This is a genomic window from Nocardia otitidiscaviarum, from assembly GCF_007362295.1.
GTDB classification, from domain to species: Bacteria; Actinomycetota; Actinomycetes; order Mycobacteriales; family Mycobacteriaceae; genus Nocardia; species Nocardia otitidiscaviarum.
This window is the reverse complement of sequence record NZ_CP041695.1, coordinates 846,686-871,694: the sequence shown is the minus strand read 5'-3', so window position 1 is coordinate 871,694 and position 25,009 is coordinate 846,686. Positions and strand designations below refer to the sequence as shown.

Here is a 25,009-nt window from a genome sequence, read left to right as displayed (position 1 = left end):
GCGCCGGATGTGTGCGTTACTTGAGGACGCGCTCGCAGTTCCGCAGTTCACCGACAACAGTCGTTCGACCCGAGGATGTGATGCGGTATGTCCCTCCGTCAGCGTGTACGCACCGTCGGGATCGCCGTCTGTGGCGCGGCGGTCCTCGTCGTGGGTCCCGGATTGGCGACCGCCGCCACCGCGCACGCGGCGCCCGGGCTGGTGCTGACCGCCCCGGCGAATCCGAACTACCCGCTCGGCAGCGATCCCGGCCCGTCCGGGGAGCCGAAGAAGGACAAGAACATCGAGAAGGCCGAGAACCTGGGCGGCGGCTTGGCCACCAAGGTCATCGACACCATCGCGGGCGTGGCCAAATGCGGCATCTCCTTCGCGCTGGACTCGGTCAAGTGCAAGGTCTGAATGGCCGTAAAGTCTGAATCGCCGTATCGAGCATCGTGCCCGCCGCGCCCCGCGGCGGGCACAGTTGACTGCGCCGGGTTCCGGGCCCGCTAGAGCAGGCTGGTGTGCCCGGCCTGCTCGTCCACCCGGCCCAGCAGTTCCGGGCCGTTGTTCTTCACGCTGTTCACCAGCATGGGTACCGGCCGCGCGATGATGTCCGCGATGTCTTGCGGGGTGGGCGTTTCCAGGAGTTCCGCGGGGGCCGGATGGTCCGGGTCCAGCCAGGCGTCCCAGTGCGCGCGCGGCATGGGCAGCGGCATGCGGTCGTGGATCTCGGTGAGGTCGCCGACCGCGTCGGTGGTCAGGATGGTGCAGGAGAGCAGTGGTTCGGAATCCCGCGCCTCGCGATCGCGCCAAACCGACCACAGACCCGCCATGTAGAGCCGCTCACCGTCGGCACGCGACATGAAGAAGGGCCGCTTCACGGCCTTGCCCTGCTCGTCCACGTCGGTGACCCACTCGTACCAGCCGTCCATGGGCACCAGACAGCGCCGCTTCTTCACCGCGTCGCGGAACGAGGCGGTGGTGGCGGCCTTGTCGGCGCGGGCGTTGAACAGCGGCTTGCCCTTGGCGGGCACGCCCGGCTCGGCGGCCTTGGTCCACGGCGGGATCAGGCCCCAGCGCATCATCCGGACGCGTAGTCGGGCGGCTTCCTCCGGATGCTCGCGGTCGTGCCGCTCCACCACCGTGACCACCTGATTCGTGGGGGCCACGTTGTAGTTGGGGGTCCCGGTGTCGTCGGTTTCGTCGATGGCGTCGAGCTCGACGGCCAGCGACGCCGGATTCGTCGTAGTCGCGTACCTACCGCACATGTGGACCATGCTGCCATCCGGCACCGACAGATGACGGGCATCGGCGTACCGTGGATGTGGCACACGTAACTGATGGCAATTGACTTCAGTTGGCGGGTGTGAGACGTTCTCCCCATCACATTCTCACCAAGGGATCGCCGCACATCATGTCTACTACCGAAACCGCCGTCACCGAGCGGGACGAATCACTGACATCCGTCAACCCGGCCACCGGCGAAACGCTGGCCACGTACCGGATCGACGATGAAGACGCCGTGCGGGCGGCGGTCGCCAAGGCCCGTACCGCCGCTGCCACCTGGGGCGCGCTCACCTACGACGAGCGCAAGAAGTACCTGCTGCGTTGGACCAGCAAACTGGTCGAGAAGTCCGATGCGCTGTGCGAACTCATCCACGCGGAGAACGGCAAGCCGCGCGACGACGCCTTCCTCGAACTCATGCTGGCGCTCGAGCACATCTCCTGGGCGGCCAAGAACGCCGAGAAGGTGCTCAAGGCCAAGAAGGTCTCCCCCGGCGCGCTCATGGCGAACTTCTCCGCGCATCTGGAGCAGCGTCCGCTCGGCGTGATCGGCGTCATCGGTCCGTGGAACTACCCGATCTACACCCCGAACGGCTCCATCGCGTACGCGCTGGCGGCCGGAAACACGGTGGTGTTCAAGCCGAGTGAGTTCTCCACCGGTATCGGCAACTTCTTCACCGCCGCCTTCGCCGAGGCCAATCCGGAACTGCCGGACGGGGTGTTCACCACGGTCAACGGCTACGGCGCGACCGGTGCGGCGCTGGTGCGGGCCGGGGTCGACAAGATCGCCTTCACCGGTTCCACCGCCACCGGCAAGAAGATCATGGCCGCGGCGGCCGAGACACTGACCCCGGTGCTGCTGGAGTGCGGCGGCAAGGACGCGGTGATCGTGGCCGCCGACGCCGACATCAAGGCCGCCGCCGACGCCGTGGCCTGGGGCGCGACCGCCAACAGCGGCCAGACCTGCGCCGGTGTCGAGCGCGTGTACGTGGACTCCTCGATCGCCGACGAGTTCGTCGCCGAGGTGAAGCGCATTCTCACCGAGATCAAGCCCGGCTCCGACGACAAGGCGTCCTACGGGCCGATGACCATGCCCGCGCAGATCGATATCGTGCGCCGCCATATCGAGGACGCGTTGAAGAACGGCGGCAAGGCGGTGCTGGGCGGGCCGGAATCGGTCCAGGGCCCCTACATCGCGCCGGTCGTCATCGTGGACGCCGACGAATCCTCCGATGCCGTCTGCGAGGAGACCTTCGGCCCGACCGTCACCATCAAGACGGTCAACGGCGTCGACGAGGCCATCAAGCTCGCCAACAACAACAAGTACGGCCTGGGCTCGGCGGTCTACTCCAAGAAGCAGGGCCTCGAGATCGCCCGCCGCCTGTCCGTGGGCTGCACCTCGGTGAACTCGGTGCTCGGCTTCGCCGCCATCGCCGCCCTGCCCTTCGGCGGCGTCGGCGACTCCGGCATCGGCCGCATCCACGGCGCACCCGGCATGCTGGAATTCACCCGCCCGCACTCCATCGCGGTGCAGCGCTTCACCATCCCCGGCATGGCCCTGCTCTCCTACAGCCGCACCGACCGCACCATGAAACTCCTCCGCAAACTGGTCCCCTTCCTCCACGGCCGCCACAAGTAGCGCCGACCGCTGCCGACCGGTCGCTCGATGTCGGCCCCCGCTGGGCCGACATCGAGACGCGGAGCGGCGGATACGCCGCGGGATGCGAAGATGTGGGGGTGACTTTCTGGCCCGCGCCCCATGTCGACGTCCCCGTACAAGCGACCGTGACCCTGCCCGGATCGAAATCCATCACCAACCGTGCCCTGATCCTCGCCGCGCTGGCGGATCGGCCGTCCACCATCACCGGCGCGCTGCGCAGCCGGGACACCAACCTCATGATCGGCGCGCTGCGGGCCTTGGGCGTGGGAATCGAGGGGGATGGTGACACGCTGACGGTGACGCCCGCCGCCGAGCTCGGGTCCGCGACGGTGGACTGCGGGCTGGCGGGGACGATCATGCGGTTCCTGCCGCCGGTGGCGGCGCTGGCGCGTGGGGACGTGGCCTTCGACGGGGACGAGCAGGCGCGGGTGCGGCCGCTGGGGACGATTCTCGACGCGCTGCGCACGCTGGGCGTCGACATCGACGGCAGCGCACTGCCTTTCGTGGTGCACGGCACCGGAACGCTGCGCGGCGGGCCGGTCACCATCGACGCCTCGGGGTCCTCGCAGTTCGTCTCCGGGCTGCTGCTGTCCGCGGCCCGGTTCGAGCAGGGCATCACGGTGCATCACCGGGGCGCGCCGCTGCCGTCCATGCCGCATATCGAGATGACCGTGCAGATGCTGCGGCAGGCCGATGTGCGGGTGGCCGCGCCCGAGGATCCGCGCCGGCCGCAGACCTGGACGGTGTCGCCCGGTCCCATTCGCGCGGTGGACTGGGAGGTGGAGCCGGATCTGTCCAATGCCACCCCGTTCCTGGCGGCGGCGGCCGTGACCGGCGGCGAGGTGAGCATTCCGCACTGGCCGCGGCTGACCACGCAGGCGGGTGACGTGATCCGCGAGATCCTGGTGCGGATGGGCGCGGAGGCCCGCTTCTACGACAGCACCCTGATCGTGCACGGCCCGGATCGGCTGGCGGGCATCGACATCGATCTGCACGATGTCGGCGAGCTGACCCCGACCGTGGCGGCGCTGGCCGCGCTGGCGGATTCGCCGTCGCGGCTGCGCGGCATCGCGCATCTGCGTGGACACGAAACCGATCGGCTGGCGGCGCTGTCCACCGAGATCAACCGGCTCGGCGGCAAGGTCACCGAGACCGAGGACGGCCTGATCATCGATCCCACCCCGCTCTCCGGCGGCGTCTGGCATTCCTACGCCGATCACCGGATGGCCACGGCCGGAGCGATTCTCGGCCTCGCCGTGCCCGGTATCGAGATCGAGGACATCGGCACCACCGCCAAGACCCTGCCGAACTTCGTGACCCTCTGGGAGGGCATGCTGGCCGACTCGGGAGTGGTCCGCTGAGGCGGCGCGAGTACGACGAATCCGATGTCCGGGTGCGCCCGGGCAAGGGTTCCCGTCCCCGCACCAAGACTCGGCCCCGGCATCTGGATGCCGCACCGGCCATGGTCGTATCGGTCGACCGCGGCCGGTGGGGCTGCGTGCTCGACGGTGATCCGGAGCGGCTCATCGTGGCCATGCGCGCCCGCGAGCTCGGGCGCACCCCGATCGTGGTGGGCGATCAGGTGGATGTGGTCGGCGATCTCTCCGGCAAGCCGGATACCCTCGCCCGCATCGTCCGCGTGGCCGACCGTTCGACGGTATTGCGCCGCACCGCCGATGACACCGATCCGTTCGAACGGGTGGTGGTGGCCAATGCCGAACAGCTGTTCATCGTGGTGGCGCTGGCCGATCCGCCGCCCCGCACCGGCTTCGTCGAGCGCGCCATGGTGGCCGCGTATGTCGGTGGGCTGCAACCGATTCTGTGCCTGACCAAACACGATCTGGTGGCGGAGTCCGAATTCGCGGCCGCCTTCGAGGATTTGGATCTCACCATCATCTACGGTGGGATCGAGGATCCGCTCGACCCGGTGCGAGAGCTGTTGCACGACAAGCTCACCGCCTTCATCGGCCACTCCGGCGTGGGTAAGTCGACGCTGGTGAATCGCCTCGTCCCGGACGCGGATCGAGCCACCGGCACGGTGTCCGGCGTGGGCAAGGGACGCCACACCTCCACCCAGTCGGTGGCGCTGCCGCTGCCGGACGGCGGGTGGGTCGTCGACACTCCCGGCCTGCGCTCCTTCGGCCTGGCGCACATCACCCCGGACGACGTCATCAAGGCGTTCTCCGACCTCTCCGAGGCCATCGAGGACTGTCCGCGCGGCTGCACCCATCTGGGCCCGCCCGCCGATCCCGAATGCGCCCTGGATCAGCTGCCCGGCACCCAGCGCCGGGTGGCCGCCATCCGGCTGCTGCTCACCGCGCTCAACTCCAACGATCCCTGGTTCCGCGGCCAGTCCGGCTGAATCAGTCTGGGGCCGTGTCGATTCCGGCGAGCAGCCAGCGCAGCGCCTGGGCGAAGGTCTCGTCGGATACCGAGGCGGGGTCGAGACGCCGCTGCTGCACGAGCCCACGGAACAGGGCGAACACGATGGTGGCGAGCATATCGGCGGGTACCCGGTCCTGGAGGCCGCGCTCGGCGAGTTCGCCGGTCAGCAGGGCGGTCAGGCCATCGAGCGGGCGACGCAGCTGGGCGGCGAGGGCGTCCATGGCGTCCGGATTGCGGATGGCGTAGAGCCAGAATTCGGCCTGCAGGGGTGCCCAGTCGCGGTCTTTGTCGGCCACGGCGACCAGCAGTTGGCCCAGGGCGGCGAGCGGATTCGCGTCGTCACCGTCGGCGAGCAGTCGCGCGGCCTGTTGGACGCGGCCCCCGGCGCGACTGGAGAGCAGTTCGGTGAAGAGTTTGTCCTTGCTGCCGAAGTTCGAATAGACCGCGCCGATCGAATAGCCCGCCGTCTCGGCGATCTCCTCCACGGACGCTCCGGCGAAACCCTTGCGCGCGAACACCTGTTCCGCCGCGTCGAGCAGGAGTTCTCGGGTGCGGGCCTTGGCGTCCGCGCGGCTCAGGCGCTTCCGTGCTACGTTGGCGTCGTCATTCACATAGTGAACGCTATTCGAGTAGCAGCGACTATTCAAGCAGACTATTCAAGCAAGGGATGCGCCATGTCCGCACACAGCTCCGAACCACCCATGACCACCACCCGGCTGGATCGCCGCCGCATGCTCGCCATGCTGGCCGCCGCCCCCGCCGCGGTGCCGATACTGCGGGGCGCGCTCGCACCCGCGGCGCAGGCGGCACCGCCGGACCGGCCCAACATCCTGGTGGTCATGACCGATCAGGAGCGAGCGGATGTGGTTCTGCCCCAGGGGTTCACGCTGCCCGCCAGTGACCGGCTGACAGCCCGGGGCGTGCGATTCGCCATGCACCACACCCCCACCGCTCCGTGCTCGCCCGCACGCTCGGCCGTCTTCACCGGCCTGCACGCCCCGGCGAGCGGCGTCAAAGACAATGTGCAGGGCAGTGAGGATCTGCTGGGTGCCGTGCTCGGCGCGGTGCAGACCTGGAATCCCGATCTCGACACCGCCATCCCCACCCTCGGCACCCTGCTCCGAGATGCCGGCTACCACACCGCGTACATCGGCAAATGGCATCTCTCCGGCTCCGTGGGACCGGAGCCGACGGCCTTGTCCGCGTACGGATTCGACGAGGCCATCGAAATCCTGGACGGCGGCGGCCCGAACGCGGGCCTGCACGAGGATCCGGTGGTCGTCGCCCATGCCACCGACTGGCTGCACCGGCACGGCGGCGACAGCAAGCCGTGGCTGTGCGTGGTGAGCATGGTGAATCCGCACGACATGATGTTCTGCCCACGCTTCTACCGCCTCGAGGACGTGCCGGATCACGGCGCGGAGGTGCCGCCGAACTTCGAATCCGACCTCTCCACCAAACCGCGCGTCCAGAGCACCTGGCGCGGCCTCAACGACCTGGTGGGCGGGGTGATGCCGACCGAGGTGGACTCCCCCGCCGCCCGGCAGCAGTGGCGGCGGTGGGGCAACTGGTACCTCGAATTGCTGCGCCGCACCGACGAATTGACCGGTCGGGTGCTCGACGCCCTGGAGCGCGGCGGGGCCGCCGCCGATACCGTGGTGGTACGGGTGGCCGACCACGGCGAACTCGGCGGCGCGCACGGGCTGCGCCAGAAGGGCGCGATGATCTACCGCGAGAACAACCGCGTGCCACTGGTCATCGCCGACCCGCGCCGCCCCGCCACGCACGGCAGTAGCACGCAGGCACTCTCCTCCCATGTCGATCTGGTGCCGACCCTGGCGGCGCTGGCCGGAATCGGCAGCGCGGCAACGGGACCCGGCCGTGACCTGACTCCGCTGCTGACCGACCCTTCGGGCACCGTGCGCGACGCGCTGCTGCTCACCTCGGACGCGAAATCCAGTGGCGGACAACCGCCCGACAGCCGGTACTGCCTGCGGGGCACGGTCACGCCCCGCTACAGCTTCGCCCGCTACTCCACACCCGACCGAATCGACGGCCCCCGCACCGCCTTCGAGTACGAGCTCTACGACCGCGTGGCGGATCCGCTGGAGCTGCGCAATCTGGCGCACGGCGGCGGCGCGTCGGCACTGGTCGACGAATTGAACGAACTCGTGGACGCCCTCATCGCCCAGGAACTGCACAAAGATATTCCTTGACAAGAATATTCTCCTGAGTGAATACTTCTGGTCATGGATCAGATCGCATCGGCACTCGGGGACGCGGCTCGCTGGCGCATGGTCGAACTCCTCGCCGAGCGGCCACGATCCGTCGGTGAGCTGGCTCAGTTGACCGGTCTGCGGCAGCCGCAGACCACCAAACACCTGCAAACCCTCGCCCGGGCGGGCCTCGTCACGGTGTTCCCGCTCGGGCAGCGGCGTGTCTACGCCCTCGACACACCGCCGCTGCGCGGGCTGGCACAGCGCCTACTGGACCTGGCCGACACCGCGGCGGCACACGCCGACGACCGCGCGGCGCTGGCCCACTACCGCACCGCGATCGACACGGAAACCCGTGCCGCGCAGCGGGATCGGTGGGCCGACGGGCGCGACTTCGACTTCGAACGCACCCTCGACGCGCCCCGCGACCTGGTCTGGCGGTACTGGACCGACGCCGACCTGCTCGGCTCCTGGTGGGCACCGCCGTCACTGACCGTCGCCGAATGCGTGCTCGAGCCGAGGCCGGGCGGGCGCACCGTCCTCGACTACCGCGACGCCGAGGGGCGGCACTACCGCTCCACGGGTCGGGTGGCGGCGGCCAACGCGCCCGAACACCTCGTCTTCGAGCTGTCCGTCCTGGACGACACCGGTTCGATCTCCTTCACCGGCCACTACGACCTGACCCTCACCGAGGTCGCGGACGGCACCCGCCTGCGACTCCATCTCAGCCTCACCGATACGGCCGTCGCGGCCGCCCCCTACATCGCCGGTATCGAGACCGGCTGGAACCAGGTGCTCGGCACGCTCGCCGACACCATTGCCACCCGACTCGCGAAGGAAGTACAGCCATGAGCACCACCCGTATCGTGACCGCCAACATCAGCCTCACCCTCGACGGGCGCTACAGCGGCCCCGGCGGACCGGGCGACCTGAGCGCGATCATCCCCTATGCGGGCACCGACGTCGCCCGCGATCAGATGTCACGCATGTGCGAGAACGCCACCACGGCGGTGCTCGGCCGCGGCAATGCCGAAGGCTTCCTGGGCTACTGGCCCTCGGTCGCCGCCGACGAGAACGCCGATCCGCGCGACCGCGGCTACGCGAAGTGGCTGGTCGACGCGGACAAGGTCGTCCTCTCCAGCACGCTGCGCGAAGCGCCGTGGGAACGCACCCGGGTGATGAACGCCCCGACCGCCGACGTCATCACGGAATTGAAGACGGAAGGCACCGGCGAGATTCTCGTCAACACCAGTCCGAGCGTGATCAAGCCGCTGCTCGCCGCGAATCTGCTCGATCGGCTCTACCTGGTGATCTGCCCGGAGATCGCCGGGGGCGGGCAGCGGCTGTTCGACGACGGCCTGCCGTCGTCGAAGTGGAAGCTGACATTCCAGGAGACCGGCGAATCGGGTGTGATGGCGGTGATCTACGACCGCGTGGCGGAGTAGAGAACTCCTTTCCACTTTCAACTTATAGCGGGCCCCGGGGCTTGCGGCAAGGCCCCGGGGATGGCGCACAATCGCTGGCCGTGGCCGGAACCTGCGGAAATGTTCCGCTCGGGTACATCGGGCCACGGGGAAGTGAGGGCGTGTGTCTGTGCAGGAGTTCGGGGCCGAGCTGCGGTCCGAGCAGGAGTACGTGGCCGGGCTGTACGCACGCCTCGACGCCGAGCGGGCGCGGGTGCGGGGCCGCTACGGCGCGGCGCTGCGGTCGCACGCCGGTGCGGCCGTGGACCGGGATGTCGAGGTGCGCGCGCTGGCCCGGGAGGCGAAGCGGCTGGACGTGGCCGACAACGGGCTGTGCTTCGGCCGGATGGACGCGCTGTCGGGCGAGAGCACCTATGTCGGCCGGATCGGCATCTACGACGAGGACGACGGATTCGAGCCGCTGCTGCTGGATTGGCGGGCACCGGCGGCGCGAGCGTTCTACGTGGCCACCGCCGCGCATCCGGAGAACATGCGCCGCCGTCGCCGATTCCACACGCGCGGACGGCGGGTGCTCGACTTCACCGATGACGTCTTCGGCCGTCCCGGTGGGGATGCGCGCGGCGATGCCGCGCTGCTGGCGGCGGTGAACGCGCCGCGCGGTGCGGGCATGCGCGATATCGTCGCCACCATCCAGGCCGAGCAGGACGAGATCATCCGGCTCGACCATCCGGGCGTGCTGGTGATCGAGGGCGGCCCGGGGACCGGCAAGACCGTGGTGGCGCTGCACCGGGTGGCGTATCTGCTGTACACGCAGCGGCAGCAGCTGGAACGCCACGGGGTGCTGGTGGTCGGCCCCAATCCGGCGTTCCTGAATCACATCGACCGGGTGCTGCCGTCGCTGGGCGAATCGAGTGTGGTGTTCATGACGCCCGGCGACTTCGTGCCCGGACTGCACGTCACCGCCGAGGACGCGCCGGAGGTCGCCCGGCGCAAGGGCGCGCTGCGCATGCTCGACGTGCTCGCGGCGGCGGTCGCGGATCGGCAGCGGCTGCCCGAGGAGCCGATGCCCATCCGGCTCGCCGATGTCACGGTGCGGATCGGGCGCGATATCGCGGAGTGGGCCCGCGACGAGGCGCGCGCGAGCGGACTGCCGCACAACGAGGCGCGGGCGGTATTCCTGGACGTGCTCACCTGGGCGCTCACCGAACGGGCGCTCGGACGGATCGGCGACGGCTGGCTGACCCGCGACGATCGCGAGGCGTGGGAGCAGATGCGCGGCGACCTGCGCGCGGAGCTGGCGCGCGACGAGCGCTTCGGTGCGGCGGTGGACGAGCTGTGGCCGACGCTCACCCCGCAGCAGCTGCTGGCGCAGCTGTACACCTCCCCCGAGCGGCTGCGGGCGGCGGGCGCGGACCCGACGCTGTGGCGCGCCGACGGGGAGGCGTGGACCGTGTCGGATGTCCCGCTGCTCGACGAGCTGGTCGATCTGCTGGGCCACGACCGCTCCGCCGAGCAGGCCGCCGCCGAGCGGGAACGCCGGGCGCAGACCGAATACGCCGCGGGCGTCCTGGATCTCATGGTCGGGCGCGAGGACATGATGGACGACGAGGACCATCTGTTCGCCCAGGACCTGCTCTACGCCGAGGACCTGGCCGAGCGCTTTCTCGAGCGCGACACCCGCGAACTCGCCGAACGTGCTGCCGCGGACCGGGATTGGACCTACCGGCACATCGTGGTCGACGAGGCGCAGGAGTTGTCCGAGCTGGACTGGCGGGTGCTCATGCGGCGGTGCCCGAGCCGGTCGTTCACGGTCGTCGGCGATCTCGCCCAGCGCCGGTCGGCGGCCGGAGCGAGATCCTGGGGCGCGATGCTGGAACCGTATGTGCCCGGCCGCTGGGCGTACCGGTCGCTGTCGGTGAACTACCGCACCCCGGCGGAGATCATGACGGTGGCCGCCGCCGTACTCGCCGAGTTCGCCCCGGACATCCGGCCGCCGGAGTCGGTCCGCGCCTGCGGGGTGCGGCCCTGGTCCCGGCGGGTCACCGCGGACGAACTGCCTACCGCCATCGCGGAATTCACGCGTGCCGAGGCCGACCGGGAAGGCACCAGCGTGGTGATCGGCCCGCCCGGAACACCCGGCGCGGTACCGGCGTCGGAAACCAAGGGCCTGGAATTCGACGCCGTACTGGTGGTGGAACCCGAACGCATCCTGGCCGACGGCCCGCGCGGCGCGGCCGAACTCTACGTCGCCCTCACCCGCGCGACCCAGCGCCTGGCCATCCTGCACCGTGGGTCCCTCCCGCGCGCCCTGGACGGTCTGACCGCGACCGAGGCACCCGTCCCCACGGCGCGTCCGGCCTGATCCGTCCGGCCGGATTCGACCACCCGGTTCGCGGATCGACCGCGCGGTGGCACTCTGCGAGTGTCGGGGAAAGATACCGGATGATGGCGGTAGGCGGCGGCCGCGGTGACGAGCGCGGCGGACACGCTGGCGGTCAGGGCGCAGGCGGGGCGGGTCGATCCGCTGCGGTATCCGCCGGTGCCGTGGCGGCCAGCGCCTGCGAAAAAGCTTGCAGGCGCGCGGTTTCGCGGTCGCGGTGCCAGATCAGGCCGAGCCGGGACGGGGGCAGACCGGTGACCGGGACGAACCGCACGGGGCGGCGGCCGTGGTATTCGGCGGTGGAATCGCACAGCAGCAGCGCGCCGCGACCGGCCGACACCAGGGCCAGGCCCTCCTCCAGGGTGCCCACCGCCGGGCCCGGCGGTATCGGACGGCCGGTCGGCGTGGTGGCCGGGGCCTGCACCGCCCGCCAGTACTCCGGAGCCGGGCCGCGCACGCCGATCAGCGCGGTGGCGGCCAGATCCTCGACCGTGACGCGGGCGCGGCGGGTGAACGGATGGCCGCTGGGCACCGCCACCGACACCGCCTGTGGCGAGAACACCTGTCCGAGCACGATATCGGGCTCACGCACCGGAAGCAGGACGACCGCGGCGTCGACCTCGTGCCGGTACACCGCCCCGAAGGGGTCCGACAGCGGAATCTCGGTGAGCTCGATGGCGCAGTCCGGGTAGCGGGTGGTGAACAGCGCGATGGCGCTCACCAGATGTTCGTTGGTCGCCCCCTGGAAGCCGAGGCGCACCGTGCCCGACACGCCGCGGGCGGCGGCGCGGACGGTGTCGAGGGCGGCGTGCAGGGCCGTATACGCGGGCCGCAGTTCGGCCAGGAACGCGACACCGAGCGGGGTCAGCCGCACCCGGCGGCTGGTGCGCTCCACCAGGGTGGCGCCGACCCGCTGTTCGAGTGAGCGCAGCAATTGGCTCACCCGGCTCTGCGACAGGTAGAGCCGGGCACCGGCGCGGCCGAAGTGCAGTTCGTCGGCCAGAGCCAGGAATGCCTCGAGTTCCCGGACGTCCAGGCTGCCCATACGTTCTCCCGACCCTCGCCGACGATTCATTAGCCCGGCTCATGGAACCATGAGCGCTTCGCCGTTGTTCCCGGCCGTCGCGGGCAGTTGGCTGGAGCCATGGAGCATGTCGAGGAAGTCGCGAAGACGGCTGTAGCCCAGCGCCGTTCGGCCCGGCCGCGGTACTGGGCCGGGGTTGCCGCCCTGGCCGGGGGCACCTTCACGGTGGTCACCTCGGAGATGCTGCCGGTGGGACTGCTGACGCCGATGAGCGAGGCGCTGCGCGTCAGCGCCGGCACCGCCGGACTGTCGCTGACCGTGACCGGCCTGGTCGCCGCCGTCTCGGCGCCGCTGCTGACCGCGTGGGGCGGTCGGTTCGATCGGCGCACCATGCTGGCGGTGCTCATGGCGGTGGTGCTGCTGGGCAATCTCGGCACCGCATGGGCCCCGGGTCCGGTCGCGCTGATCGTGGCGCGCGTACTGGTCGGGGTCGGCATGGGCGGGGTCTGGGCGATCGCGGCGGGACTGGCCGTGCGCCTGGTGCCGCCGAGGTCGGTGGGGTCCGCCACCGCGCTGGTGTTCAGCGGTGTCGCGGTGGCCTCGGTGCTCGGCGTTCCGGCGGGGACGTTCATCGGGGCGATCGCCGGATGGCGGGCGGCCTTCGCGGTGGTCGCGGGCCTGGCGCTGCTGGTCGGCGCGGCCATGCTGACCTGCCTGCCGAAACTGCCCGCCGAACAGTCGGTTTCGCTGCGCGCCGCACTGGGCCGGGCCCGAATTCCGCGGGTGCGCACCGGTTTGGTGGTGATCGCCTTCCTGGTCACCGGCCATTTCGCGGCCTACACCTATATCCGCCCGGTGCTGGAGATCCGGGCGCACGCGGGCGCGGGTCTGGTGTCGACGCTGCTGCTGGTCTACGGAATCACCGGCGTCCTGGGCAATTTCGCCGCGGGCGCACTGGCGGCCCGGTCCCCGCGCCGCGCCCTGATGGTCATCGCCGCGACACTCGCCGCGACGGTGTCGCTGCTGCCGGTGCTGGGTGCGGCGCTACCCGCCGCGGTGCTGCTGGTGGCCGTGTGGGGGCTGGCGTACGGCGGCGTCTCGGTGAGCGCCCAACTGTGGTTGGCGGCCGCGGATCCCATGGCGCGGGAGAGCGTATCGGCCTTGTTCGTCGCGGTCTTCAATGCGGCCATCGCGGCGGGCGCGCTGCTCGGCGGACTGGTGACGGATCGCCTCGGCGTGGCGGCGGCCATGGTTGTGGGCGGTTTGTTCGGATTCGCCGCACTACTCGCGGCGGCAACGGGCCACGCCCCGGCGAGTCCTCGACCCTGACCGCACCCGCGATATCGCGAGCCGCGGCAGCGGTACGGGTGGTGATCATGTCGGTTCCGTCCTTCGGCGCGGTCGACGACTGAGATCGACCAGCACGAGCACGAAGAGTCCCACCCCCACCCAGGCGAACCAGTCGCCGAAGCGCGCGTAGACGGTGCGCTCGGCGGTCAGCGGAACGTCGGCGAGAACGGATGCCGTCGTGGTGATATCCGTTCTCGCCGACGCCAGCACGCGTCCCCGAGAATCGCTCACGACGAGTTCACCCAGTTGCGCGGCGCGCGCGACCCCCATACCCGACTCGACGCCGCGGACGACCGCCATGCGGCTGTGCCGCCAGTGATCGTCGGTGAAATCCAGGGCCGGAACCAGCAGCAGCGTGGCCCCGAGGCGACGGTTCTCCCGAACCAGTGCGGGTCGGTCCAGATCGAAACACACCGCCAGCGCCCAGGGTTCGCCGGGCACGAGCCGGAAGTCGTCGCCCGCCGCCAAGTCGTCCTCGAGCCCCGGCACGAGGTGGTGCTTGGCGTAGACCGCCCCGGACGGAAAGTCGATGGCGGCGTTGACGCTGCGGCCCGCGCGCGTGAGGATCAGGCCCGCGACGATGTGGATCTCGCGGCGCACCGCCACCTCGGTCAGCGGACCGGACAGCCGCGACAGGGTGGATTCGTCGGCCCGCCATGCCTTCTCGGGCAGCACCACGACACGGGCACCGCGATCGGCGAGCGATTCGACCTCGACGATCACCCGGGCAATCATGTCCTGGCCCGCCGGAGAGTCGACCGGAACATACGCGGGCGGTTGGGAAACGGCCACCAATCCGGCCCGCACCGTTTCTCCCCGGGGTTCGGCGGCGAGCCGCCACGCGCCGAATCCGGCAACGGCGACCGCCAGCATGCCGCCCATCGCGGTGAGCCGAATACGCTGCGGTCGATCCACATTCGCCGCCACCGCCAGCACCGAAGGTGCGAGCAGGAGGATGAACGTCAGCCCCCACACACCGGTCACCGCCGCCGTCTGCAGGACCGGCAGCACCTCGGCCTGGGTGTAGGCGATACTCCACCACGCTCCGAACGGGCCGAGCAGCGACAGCGAGAATTCCAGCGCCACCCATCCGGCGGGGACCACGATGACCGCCGACCAGGTGCGACCGCGCCGCAGGCATGCCGACATCAGCGCGACCAGCGCACCGAACCACAGCGCCGAACCGCCGAGCAGAGCGACCGTCGCCGGCACCGGTTGCTCCACCGTCCCGGTCAGATACGGCCACAGCCACAGCGCGCCACCCAGCCACGCGCACGCACCCGAGAGGAAGGCGAACGGCGTGGAAAGGCTCGGCGCGACCAGCAATACCGGCAGCGGCGCCAGAAACGCCACGCCCGGCACCGGATGCAGTCCGGAGCCGACATGCCACAGCACCGCCGACAGCAGGGCCGCGACCCCGGCGATCGCCACTTGTCTCACGCGGTGACTCCTCTCCCCCGGCGCGAGAACGCCGAGCGGTCACCATCTTCCGCGACACCCCTGCGGGACCGCCTCACACTCCGGTACGGGTGCGAACTCGTCCGCGAGTATCAGGCCGAGGCGATCGGCAACGACAGCATCCCGGAACAGCGATGGCGCCCGAGCCGGAGCTCGGACGCCATCATCGTGCGGATATCAGCGGCGGCGCTTGGACTTCGGGGCCTTGTCGTGCTTGCTCGCGGCCCGGGCGGCCTCGCGGCGCTCCCGGCGGGTGCCGGTGGTGGTCGCGGCGTGCCCGTATTCCTCGGCATCGCTGTGGACGGCCGCGTGGCCGCCCTCGTCCGGACCGGAGTAGCTGAACGCACGGGATCCGGCGGAGTCGTCGATACCCTTGGCGCGCAGCGCCGCCGGGGCGCCGTTGGCGGCCGGGGCGGGCTGTTCGACGGGCTGCGGACGGGAGCCGACCGGCGACTGCAGGCCCGGCGCCACGTTCATACCGGCGGGCTGCGGCGCCTGCACCTCGACCTGGAGGTTGAACAGGAAGCCGACCGACTCCTCCTTCAGACCGTCGAGCATGGCGGTGAACATGTCGAAGCCCTCGCGCTGGTACTCGACCAGCGGATCGCGCTGCGCCATGGCGCGCAGGCCGATGCCCTCCTTGAGGTAGTCCATCTCGTAGAGGTGTTCGCGCCACTTGCGGTCCAGCACGCTCAGCAGCACCTGGCGTTCCAGATTGCGCATGCTGCCCTCGCCCGCGAGGCCGTCGATCTCGGCTTCGCGCTTCTCGTAGGCGGTGTGCGCGTCGTCGAGGATGGCGTCCAGCAGTTCGTCGCGGTCGAGGTCGCCGACCTCGCCGTGCTCGGACTCACCGGTCAGGTCGCGGTAGTCGATGCCGATGGGGTACAGCGTCTTCAGCGCGGTCCAGAGCTTGTCCAGATCCCAGTCCTCGACATAGCCCTCGGCAGTGGCCGCGTTCACGTACTCGGTGATGACGTCGGTGATCATCTCCTGCACCTGGCCCTCCATATCCTCACCCTCGAGGATGCGGGCACGCTCGGCGTAGATCACCGTGCGCTGCTGGTTCATGACCTCGTCGTACTTGAGAACGTTCTTGCGGATCTCGAAGTTCTGCTGCTCGACCTGGGTCTGCGCCGACTTGATGGCCCGCGAGACCATCTTGGCCTCGATCGGCACGTCGTCGGGCAGGTTGAGCCGGGTCATGATCGACTCCAGCGCCGCGCCGTTGAAGCGCCGCATGAGCTCGTCGCCCAGCGACAGGTAGAAGCGGGACTCGCCCGGGTCGCCCTGACGGCCGGAGCGGCCGCGCAGCTGGTTGTCGATACGCCGCGACTCGTGGCGCTCGGTGCCGAGCACGTACAGCCCGCCGGCCTCGCGCACCGCCTCGGCATCCGCCTCGGTCTGCTGCTTGACCCGTTCGAGGGTGCCGTGCCAGGCGGCCTCGTACTCGTCCGGAGTCTCCACCGGGTCCAGGCCCTGCTTGCGCAGCAGGATGTCGGCGATGATGTCCGGGTTGCCGCCGAGCACGATATCGGTACCGCGACCGGCCATATTGGTGGCGACGGTGACCGCGCCGGGCCGACCGGCCTCGGCGATGATGGTGGCTTCCTGCTCGTGGAACTTGGCATTGAGCACGTTGTGCGGGATGCCGCGCTTGGTCAGCAGCTTGGACAGGTACTCCGAGCGCTCCACCGAGGTGGTGCCGACCAGCACCGGCTGACCCGCCTCGTGCTTCTCGGCGATGTCGTCGGCGACCGCGGCGTACTTGGACTCCTCGGTCTTGTAGATGAGGTCGGCCTGATCCTTGCGGACCATCGGCTTGTTGGTGGGGATGGGCACCACGCCGAGGTTGTAGATCTGGTGCAGCTCGGCCGCCTCGGTCTCGGCGGTACCGGTCATGCCGGAGAGCTTGTCGTAGAGGCGGAAGTAGTTCTGCAGCGTGATGGTGGCGAGGGTCTGGTTCTCGGGCTGGATCTCCACGCCCTCCTTGGCCTCGATGGCCTGGTGCATGCCCTCGTTGTAGCGGCGGCCCACCAGGATGCGGCCGGTGAACTCGTCGACGATGATCACTTCACCGTTGCGGACGATGTAGTCCTTGTCCTTGGTGTACAGCTCCTTGGCCTTGATGGCGTTGTTCAGGTAGCTGACCAGCGGCGAGTTGGCCGCCTCGTACAGGTTGTCGATGCCGAGTTGATCCTCGACGAATTCGACGCCCGCCTCGTGCACGCCGATGGTGCGCTTCTTGATGTCGACCTCGTAGTGCAGGTCCTTCTTGAGCAGCGGCGCGATGCGGGCGAACTCCGCGTACCACTTCGAGGAGGCGTCGGCCGGACCCGAGATGATGAGCGGGGTGCGGGCCTCGTCGATGAGGATGGAGTCGACCTCGTCGACCACGGCGAAGTTGTGCCCGCGCTGGACCAGATCGTCCAGCGAGTGGGTCATGTTGTCGCGCAGGTAGTCGAAGCCGAACTCGTTGTTGGTGCCGTAGGTGATGTCCGCGGCGTAGGCCGCGCGGCGCTCGGCCGGGGTCATGCCCGACAGGATCACACCGACCTCGAGGCCGAGGAAGCGGTGCACGCGGCCCATCCACTCGGCGTCGCGCCGGGCCAGGTAGTCGTTGACCGTGACCACGTGCACGCCCTCGCCGCTGATGGCGTTGAGGTAGGCGGGCAGCACACAGGTGAGGGTCTTGCCCTCACCGGTCTTCATCTCGGCGATATTGCCGATGTGCAGGGCCGCGCCACCCATGATCTGCACCTTGTAGTGCTTCTGGTTGAGCACGCGCCAGGACGCCTCGCGGGCCACCGCGAACGCTTCCAACAGCAGTTCGTCGAGGGTTTCCCCGTCGGCGTAGCGCTGTTTGAACTCGTCGGTCTTGGCGCGCAGCTCGGCGTCGCTGAGGGCCTCGAATTCCTCGTCGAGGGCGATGACCTCGTCCGCCAGATGCGACAGCCGCTTGACCGTGCGACCCTCACCAATCCGTAGCAACCTCGAAAGTGTCAGCGCAGGCACGGGCTCAGTCAGTCCTCTGGTAGGTGTGTCGGTCTTGATTCCCCGGAGGGTTTCGGGCCACGCGGATGCACGGCCAAACCCCATGGTAATGCTGTCCCGATCGTATGCGCTGAAGTGCGCGAGCGGGTGACCGGGCGGCGACCGCGGCGCTCGCCCGGGGCGGCCGCGCGGCGATTTCCCGACTCCAGCTATCACTCAGCGAATCGTTTTGGCGCAGAACCTGTTTCACCGGCCTTGGCGTAGGATGGTGAGCGTCCGTCGCGTGGGTGCGCGTGCTCGCGCACTCGAGAGGGGTTCGGCGACGGCGCAGGGGGCCGGGCATCGACGCCCGATTTCCCCAGTGATCCGGATCGCTTGCGCACAGAACCGGCACGCATATCGCCGACCGGAACGGCAGGATGAGTGCGGGTCGGCAGGGAAAAGCAGGGAGTAGCGGGCAGCGTGATCACCAGACTGACGCCGCAGGACGCGTCGTTCTATCGGCTCGAATCGAGTAGCAACCCGATGCACATCGGCTCTCTCGCGATTCTGCGAAATCCCGGCTCCACCGGGAACTCCGGTAGGCGGCCGCTGGATTACGACCGGCTCGTCGAACTGGTGGAGGCCCGCCTGCCGCTGGTCCCCCGCTACCGGCGCAAGGTCCGCGAGATCCCGTTCGCGCTGGGCCGTCCGGTCTGGGTGGACGACGCCCGGTTCGACATCACCTATCACATCCGCCGCTCGGCGCTGCCGGAACCCGGGACCGACGCGCAGTTGCACGATCTGGTCGCCCGGCTGGCCTCCCATCCGCTCGACCACACCCGGCCGCTGTGGGAGATGTACCTGGTCGAGGGGCTGGCCGGGGGACGCTGCGCGGTCTTCACCAAAACGCATTCGGCACTGGTGGACGGTGACGCCGCACTGGAGATCGGGCATGTGATCCTGGACTCCTCCGCCGCGCCCCGCGAACTCGCCGACGACGCCTGGACCCCGCATCGCGAACCCGCCGACCTGGAACTGCTGATCGGCGCGATCCTGCACCTGGCCACCCAGCCGCGGGAGGCGTTCGATGTCCTCCGCCACCAGGGCGCGGAGGCGTTCGCCTTCGTCGACGCCACCGGCAAGGCCGTGAAGAAGATGGTGTCCATGGTGCGCGCCGCCGCGGTCGGCTTCGCCGACAGTCCGCTCAATACCCGGACCTCGCGCAATCGACGGTTCGAGGTGGCGCGCACCGATCTGGAGGACTACCGCAAGATCCGCCGCAGATTCGACTGCTCCATCAACGACGTGGTCCTCTCGGTGGTCACCGGCGCGCTGCGCAACTGGCTGCTCTCGCGCGGCGAGGTGCTCACCGAATCCTCGGCGCTGCGGGCCGTGGTGCCGATGAGCGTGTACTCCGAGGGCCCCGACGGGCAGCTGAAACCGGCCGGTCGGGTGACCTCGTTGCTGGTGGATCTGCCGGTCGGCGAACCGAATCCGGTCATCCGGCTCTCGCACCTCAGGCACGCCACCGAGGTGCACACCAAGCATCAGCACGGCGTGCGCGCGCGGACCCTGGTGCACATGGCCGGATTCGCCCCGGCGAGCCTGCATGCCATGAGCGTGCGGGCAGCGAGTACGTTCGCAGAACACACGTTCAATCTGGTGATCACCAACGCGCCGGGTCCGCAGCGGCCGATGTACATCGGCGGCGCGCGGATGCTGGAGATGTATCCGGTATCGCCATTGCTGCGCTATCAGGCGCTGAGCATCGGGATCACGTCCTACGACGGGCGCGTGTTCTACGGGCTCAATGCCGATCGCGACGCGATGGCCGATATCGCGGTGCTGACCGCGTCGGTGCACGAGTCGATGGAGGAGATGCTCGGTGCCTGCGTCCAGTGAGTCGTCCCACCGCGCCGTATCCGGGAAGCTACGGGTCTACGTGCCCGTCACCGTGGCCATGCTGCGGGAGCTGGTGACCGAGCGGGAGCTGCGGGCGGTGAACGACACCGCCTTCGCGGTCACCCCCGCCCTGCGCGAGGCGTACGCCTCCGGCGATGACGAGGAGCTGGCGGAGGTCGCCATGGGCGAGGCCGCGCGCGCCTCGCTGCGACTGCTCGCCGACGACCGGGCCGCGGACGAACTGCACGGCACCGGGGACGACGGTGACGCGGCCGGCGGGTCCGGTGCCACCGACGATGCCGGTGATGTCGCGGACCGGACGGACGACGCCGGCGACTCGGCGGACACCGACGGTCGCGATGACGCCGACGCTGTGCTGGATCCGGCGACCGCCGACGCCCCCGCCCCGGCCGACGTCTCACACCGCCCGGTCTACCGCCGTGCCGTCGTCGCCGCCGATGTGGAGGGCGCGACCCTGCGCCCGGACCTCGACGACGCGGTGGTGCGGCTGAGCGGCCCCATCACCTGGAACCGCGTCGCCTCCGTGCATCTGGACCTGGTGGAGGCCGAACCCGCCGTGGCCAAGGCGGTGGATGTCATCGACGCCGCCGATATGGGCGATCCGGACGCCGAATTCGTGCTCGGCGACGCCGAGGACCACCAACTGGCCTGGTACGCCACCCAGGAACTGCCGTTCCTGCTGGACCTGCTGTAGCGCTGACGAAAGACCTCTTCCCTCGGCGGCGACGGCACCGTAACCTACGATGCCGTAACCTTGGCGGCGGAGGCGTGCGGATGCGCGCCGATTGCGCCGCGGCGGTGGCAACGAGGTCGGCCGCGGGAGAAGCACAGCGCTCGAGCAGCGCACACGATGACGAGGAAGAGCGTCCGCGATCATGGGTTTGAAAGTTGGGGGTATGCGAGGGCTGCGGGAGTGGCTGGAGGCTCCGGTCGCCGAACACGGTCCGGCGGGGCGCACCCGGATGGAGGCGCTGCGCGGGGCCGCGGCCCGCATCACCACGCCGCTGCTGCCGGACGACTACCTGCACCTGGTGAATCCGCTGTGGTCGGCGCGGGAGCTGCGCGGGCGCATCGTGGAGGTGCGCAAGGAGACCGCCGATTCGGCCACGCTGGTGATCAAGCCGGGCTGGGGTTTCGACTTCAAGTTCGAGCCGGGCCAGTACATCGGCATCGGCGTTCTGGTGAACGGCCGCTGGCACTGGCGCTCGTACTCGCTGACCTGTCCCCCGGATTGGACCGATCCGGGCCATCGGTCCAAGCGGCTCATCTCCATCGCGGTCAAGGCCATGCCGGAGGGTTTCCTCTCCAGCCACCTGGTGTCGGGCGTCCCGGTCGGCAGCGTGGTGCGGCTGGCCGCGCCGCAGGGCGGCTTCGTGCTGCCCGAGCCGCCGCCCGCCAAGGTGCTGTTCCTCACCGCGGGCTCGGGCATCACTCCGGTCATGGCCATGCTGCGCACCATGGACCGGCGCGGGGTGGTGCCGGATGTGGTGCATGTGCACTCCGCCCGCACTCCCGACGATGTGATGTTCGGCGAGGAACTGCGTGAATTGCACGAGCGGCACCCGAGTTTCACCGCCGACCTGCATTTCACCGGCGAGCACGGCAAGCTCGACCTGGCCGAACTGGACCGGCGCGTCCCGGACTGGCGTGAACGTGACACCTGGGCCTGCGGCCCGGCCGCCATGCTGGACTCCGCCGAAAAGCACTGGGCCGCCGCCGGTATCGGGGAGCGGCTGCATGTGGAGCGCTTCGAGATCGAACGCTCGGCGGTCGGCGAGGGCGGCACCGTCACCTTCGCCAAGACCGGCCGCAGCGTGGAGATCGACGGGGCGACCAGTCTGCTTCAGGCCGGTGAGGGCGCGGGCGTGCGCATGCCGTTCGGCTGCCGCATGGGCATCTGCCAGACCTGCGTGGTGACCATTACCGACGGTCATGTCCGAGATCTGCGCAACGGCAACGAACATCGCGCCGGGGACAAGGTGCAGACCTGCATCTCCGCCGCCGCGGGCGACTGCACCCTGGATGTGTGAGCCGACGCCTGTACCCTCGATGGCAGTCGAGCACGGTGCCGGACACGGCGCGATCTGCGACGCGCGTCCCGGTTCGGGGCACTCGAATCATGGAAGGATCCGCCGGTGGCAATCACCGACATCAAAGCTTTCGCACACCTGACGGAAGCGGATATCGAGACCCTGGGTCAGGAGCTCGACGCCATTCGCCGTGAGGTCGAACTCTCCCTCGGCGAGCGCGACGCCAAATACATCCGCCGGACGATCGCGGCCCAGCGGGCACTGGAGGCCGCCGGGCGCGCCACGCTGTTCTTCTCCAAGAAGCGCTGGGCCTGGATCACCGGCACCGCCCTGCTCTCGGTCGCCAAGATCATCGAGAACATGGAGCTCGGGCACAACATCAGCCACGGGCAGTGGGACTGGATGAACGACCCGGAGATCCACTCCACCACCTGGGAGTGGGATATGACCGGGACGTCGGCGCAGTGGAAGGCCGCGCACAACTACTCCCACCACACCTACACCAATATCGTGGACATGGACCACGACGTGGGCTTCGGCATTCTGCGCATGACCCGCGACGAGGAGTGGCGACCGCGCAATCTCGCCCAGCCGGTCGGGAATCTGGTGCTGGCGGCGCTGTTCGAGTGGGGTATCGCCCTGCACGATCTGTCCATTGTCAAGGAGCATCTGGGGACCGATCCCAAGCAGGTGCTGTCGGAGCCGAACAAGGAGTTCTTCAAGAAGGCGGGCCGTCAGGTCGCCAAGGACTTCGTGATCTTCCCGGCGCTCACCGGCCCGGCGTGGAAGCAGACACTCAAGGCGAATGCCACCGCGAATCTGGTGCGCAATCTCTGGGCATACGCGGTGATCTTCTGCGGCCATTTCCCGGACGGGGCCGAGAAGTTCACTCAGGAACAGTTCGAGAACGAGACGCAGGGCGAGTGGTACCTGCGGCAGATGCTGGGCAGCGCCAATTTCGAGGCGGGTCCGGTGATGGCGTTCATGAGCGGCAATCTGAGCTTCCAGATCGAGCATCACCTGTTCCCGGACATTCCGAGCAATCGGTACCACCAGGTCTCGATGAAGGTGCGCGAACTGTGTGACAAGTACGACCTGCCCTACACCACCGGTTCGCTGGGCAAGCAGTATCTGCTGGCCTTCCGGACGATTCACAAACTCGCGCTGCCGGACCGATTCCTCAAGCGCACCGCCGACGACGCACCGGAGACCTCGTCCGAGCGCAAGTTCGCGGGCATCACGCTGCCATCACTGCCGTCGATGCCGTCGATGCCGAGTGACGAGTGGCTGGTCGAACATCACTGGCCCGTCGACCCGGTCACCGGTAAGCGTCAGGGACTGCGGTCGGCCATGGCCGAGGCCAAGGTGGCGCTGAAGGAGAAGGCGCGGCACGAGAAGGAAGTGCTGCGCGAGGCCAGGGCGGCGCTGAAGGAGAAGGCGCGCCAGGAGAAGGAAGTGCTGCGCGAGAAGGCCCGCAACAGTGAGCGGGGCCGGTCGCTGTCGCGTTTCCTGCGCCGCGATTACTAACACAGTCAGATATCGAAAGCAATGCGTTCTTCGACACGGTAGGGATTCATTCGTAGGCAACCTACGGGACCGTAACCTACGGTAGTGTAACCACCATGGCGATCTCGGATGTCAAGGAATACGCACATCTCACCCCCGAGGATGTCGAAGCCATCGGCGCGGAACTGGACGCGATTCGCCGCGAGATCGAATCGTCTCGTGGCGAACGCGACGCCAAGTACATCCGCAATGTGATCCGGTTGCAGCGCGGCCTCGAAATCAGCGGCCGCGCGGTGCTGTTCGCGAGCCTCTTCCCGCCCGCCTGGTTCGCGGGTGTGGCCCTGCTGTCCACGGCCAAGATCATCGAGAATATGGAGATCGGCCACAATGTGATGCACGGCCAGTGGGATTGGATGAACGATCCGGAAATCCATTCCACCAGCTGGGAATGGGACAATGTCGGCCCGGCCGAGCACTGGAAGATCACCCACAACTTCCTGCACCACAAGTACACCAATGTGCTGGGCATGGACGACGACATCGGCTACGGACTGCTGCGGGTCACCCGCGATCAGCGGTGGTCGCCGTTCTACCTGGGCCAGCCGGTGTACAACCTGCTGCTGCAGATGTTCTTCGAATACGGTGTGGCGATCCAGCACCTGGAGTTGGGCAAGGTCGCCAAGAAGAAGTGGGAGCCGGGCAGCCCCGAGCGCATCCAGTTCGAGCAGGACCGCACACTCGTGCTGAAGAAGATCGCCAAGCAGGCGGGCAAGGACTACCTGCTGTTCCCGCTGCTCACCGGCCCGGCGTTCTTCGGCACGCTCACCGCGAATCTCACCGCCAATGTGATTCGCAATGTGTGGACCAACGCGGTGATCTTCTGCGGGCACTTCCCCGACGGCGCGGAGAAGTTCACCCGCCGCGATGTGGAGACCGAGACCCAGGCCGAGTGGTACCTGCGGCAGATGCTGGGCAGCGCCAATATCTCCGGTGGACGGCTCATGCACTTCATGACCGGCAACCTGTCGCACCAGATCGAGCACCACCTCTTCCCCGACCTGCCCTCCAACCGACTGGCGTCCATCGCCGTGCGGGTGCGGGCCATGTGCGACAAGTACGACCTGCCCTACACCACCGGTTCGCTGCCGGTGCAGTACGCCAAGGCATGGCGCACCATCATGAAGCTCTCGCTGCCCAACAAGTACCTGCGCCACACCACCGACGACGCCCCGGAGACCAAGTCGGAGAAGGCGTTCGGCGGCGCACCGGCGGTGGACCCGGCGACCGGTCGTCGCCGCGGGCTGCGCACCGCCCTCGCCGAGGGTCGCCGCCGCATCACCCGCCGCAAGGAACCGGCCCTGGTCGGCTGAGCAGTCCCGGATCGGATCCCGACGCCCCCCGCCTCACCGGCAGG

Annotated in this window: 19 protein-coding genes; 14 read left to right on the top strand and 5 right to left on the bottom strand. The window is 69.0% G+C overall.

What is annotated here, in order from left to right; translation table 11 throughout:
• Positions 1-87 precede the first annotated feature (87 nt).
• Positions 88-399 (top strand): hypothetical protein, encoded by a 312-nt coding sequence (locus FOH10_RS03790; RefSeq protein WP_143979642.1) that lies wholly within the window; start codon positions 88-90, stop codon positions 397-399.
• A gap of 89 nt (positions 400-488) precedes the next feature.
• Here FOH10_RS03790 and FOH10_RS03785 read toward each other — a convergent pair whose 3' ends face one another.
• Positions 489-1,250, bottom strand: a complete 762-nt coding sequence (locus FOH10_RS03785) for an SOS response-associated peptidase (protein WP_143979641.1) — start codon at positions 1,248-1,250, stop codon at positions 489-491.
• A 146-nt stretch (positions 1,251-1,396) separates the two neighbouring features.
• Here FOH10_RS03785 and FOH10_RS03780 point away from each other — a divergent pair, with 146 nt between their 5' ends.
• From FOH10_RS03780 to rsgA, 3 genes are all read left to right on the top strand, one after another.
• Positions 1,397-2,905 carry an aldehyde dehydrogenase family protein gene (locus FOH10_RS03780; RefSeq protein WP_143979640.1) on the top strand — a complete coding sequence of 503 codons (1,509 nt, stop codon included), beginning with the start codon at positions 1,397-1,399 and terminating at the stop codon, positions 2,903-2,905.
• Positions 2,906-3,003: 98 nt separating this feature from the next.
• Positions 3,004-4,287: a 3-phosphoshikimate 1-carboxyvinyltransferase gene (gene aroA / locus FOH10_RS03775; protein WP_143979639.1), complete on the top strand. Its 1,284-nt coding sequence runs from the start codon at positions 3,004-3,006 to the stop codon at positions 4,285-4,287.
• Positions 4,284-5,288: a ribosome small subunit-dependent GTPase A gene (rsgA, locus tag FOH10_RS03770; protein ID WP_029931598.1), complete on the top strand. Its 1,005-nt coding sequence runs from the start codon at positions 4,284-4,286 to the stop codon at positions 5,286-5,288. Before aroA ends, rsgA begins: the two co-directional genes overlap by 4 nt.
• A 1-nt stretch (position 5,289) precedes the next feature.
• Here the strand turns inward: rsgA and FOH10_RS03765 are convergent, their stop codons facing one another.
• A complete protein-coding gene (locus FOH10_RS03765; RefSeq protein ID WP_039816667.1) occupies positions 5,290-5,922 on the bottom strand; it encodes a TetR/AcrR family transcriptional regulator in 633 nt (210 codons plus the stop codon).
• A 63-nt stretch (positions 5,923-5,985) separates the two neighbouring features.
• Between FOH10_RS03765 and FOH10_RS03760 the strand changes: the two genes are divergently transcribed.
• From FOH10_RS03760 to helR, 4 genes are all read left to right on the top strand, one after another.
• Positions 5,986-7,527, top strand: a complete 1,542-nt coding sequence (locus FOH10_RS03760) for a sulfatase family protein (RefSeq protein WP_143979638.1) — start codon at positions 5,986-5,988, stop codon at positions 7,525-7,527.
• A 33-nt stretch (positions 7,528-7,560) separates the two neighbouring features.
• Positions 7,561-8,379, top strand: a complete 819-nt coding sequence (locus tag FOH10_RS03755; RefSeq protein ID WP_143979637.1) for a metalloregulator ArsR/SmtB family transcription factor — start codon at positions 7,561-7,563, stop codon at positions 8,377-8,379.
• Positions 8,376-8,972, top strand: a complete 597-nt coding sequence (locus tag FOH10_RS03750; protein WP_143979636.1) for a dihydrofolate reductase family protein — start codon at positions 8,376-8,378, stop codon at positions 8,970-8,972. The genes FOH10_RS03755 and FOH10_RS03750 overlap by 4 nt, the downstream gene beginning before the upstream one ends.
• Before the next feature lie 142 nt (positions 8,973-9,114).
• The gene (gene helR, locus FOH10_RS03745; protein WP_186000705.1) at positions 9,115-11,313 is read left to right on the top strand and encodes an RNA polymerase recycling motor ATPase HelR; all 2,199 of its coding nucleotides are present in this window, start codon (positions 9,115-9,117) and stop codon (positions 11,311-11,313) included.
• Between the two features lie 133 nt (positions 11,314-11,446).
• Here helR and FOH10_RS03740 read toward each other — a convergent pair whose 3' ends face one another.
• Positions 11,447-12,376: a LysR family transcriptional regulator gene (locus FOH10_RS03740; RefSeq protein ID WP_143979635.1), complete on the bottom strand. Its 930-nt coding sequence runs from the start codon at positions 12,374-12,376 to the stop codon at positions 11,447-11,449.
• 99 nt (positions 12,377-12,475) lie between these two features.
• Here FOH10_RS03740 and FOH10_RS03735 point away from each other — a divergent pair, with 99 nt between their 5' ends.
• On the top strand, positions 12,476-13,684 hold the full coding sequence (locus tag FOH10_RS03735; RefSeq protein ID WP_143979634.1) for an MFS transporter: 1,209 nt from the start codon (positions 12,476-12,478) through the stop codon (positions 13,682-13,684).
• Between the two features lie 45 nt (positions 13,685-13,729).
• Here the strand turns inward: FOH10_RS03735 and FOH10_RS03730 are convergent, their stop codons facing one another.
• Together FOH10_RS03730 and secA are read right to left on the bottom strand one after the other, a co-directional pair.
• Positions 13,730-15,145 carry a nitrilase-related carbon-nitrogen hydrolase gene (locus FOH10_RS03730; protein WP_143979633.1) on the bottom strand — a complete coding sequence of 472 codons (1,416 nt, stop codon included), beginning with the start codon at positions 15,143-15,145 and terminating at the stop codon, positions 13,730-13,732.
• Positions 15,146-15,340: 195 nt separating this feature from the next.
• Positions 15,341-18,175, bottom strand: a complete 2,835-nt coding sequence (gene secA / locus FOH10_RS03725; protein WP_143979632.1) for a preprotein translocase subunit SecA — start codon at positions 18,173-18,175, stop codon at positions 15,341-15,343.
• A 441-nt stretch (positions 18,176-18,616) separates the two neighbouring features.
• On the opposite strand from secA, the gene FOH10_RS03720 reads away from it, so the two are divergent.
• From FOH10_RS03720 to FOH10_RS03700, 5 genes are all read left to right on the top strand, one after another.
• On the top strand, positions 18,617-20,038 hold the full coding sequence (locus FOH10_RS03720) for a WS/DGAT/MGAT family O-acyltransferase (protein ID WP_143979631.1): 1,422 nt from the start codon (positions 18,617-18,619) through the stop codon (positions 20,036-20,038).
• 58 nt (positions 20,039-20,096) lie between these two features.
• Complete coding sequence (locus tag FOH10_RS03715; protein ID WP_143983842.1) at positions 20,097-20,753, top strand: DUF6912 family protein; 657 nt, start codon at positions 20,097-20,099, stop codon at positions 20,751-20,753.
• A gap of 202 nt (positions 20,754-20,955) precedes the next feature.
• On the top strand, positions 20,956-22,089 hold the full coding sequence (locus FOH10_RS03710; RefSeq protein WP_186000704.1) for a ferredoxin reductase: 1,134 nt from the start codon (positions 20,956-20,958) through the stop codon (positions 22,087-22,089).
• Positions 22,090-22,194: 105 nt separating this feature from the next.
• Complete coding sequence (locus FOH10_RS03705; protein WP_143979629.1) at positions 22,195-23,616, top strand: fatty acid desaturase family protein; 1,422 nt, start codon at positions 22,195-22,197, stop codon at positions 23,614-23,616.
• 95 nt (positions 23,617-23,711) lie between these two features.
• On the top strand, positions 23,712-24,965 hold the full coding sequence (locus tag FOH10_RS03700) for a fatty acid desaturase family protein (protein WP_143979628.1): 1,254 nt from the start codon (positions 23,712-23,714) through the stop codon (positions 24,963-24,965).
• Positions 24,966-25,009 lie beyond the last annotated feature (44 nt).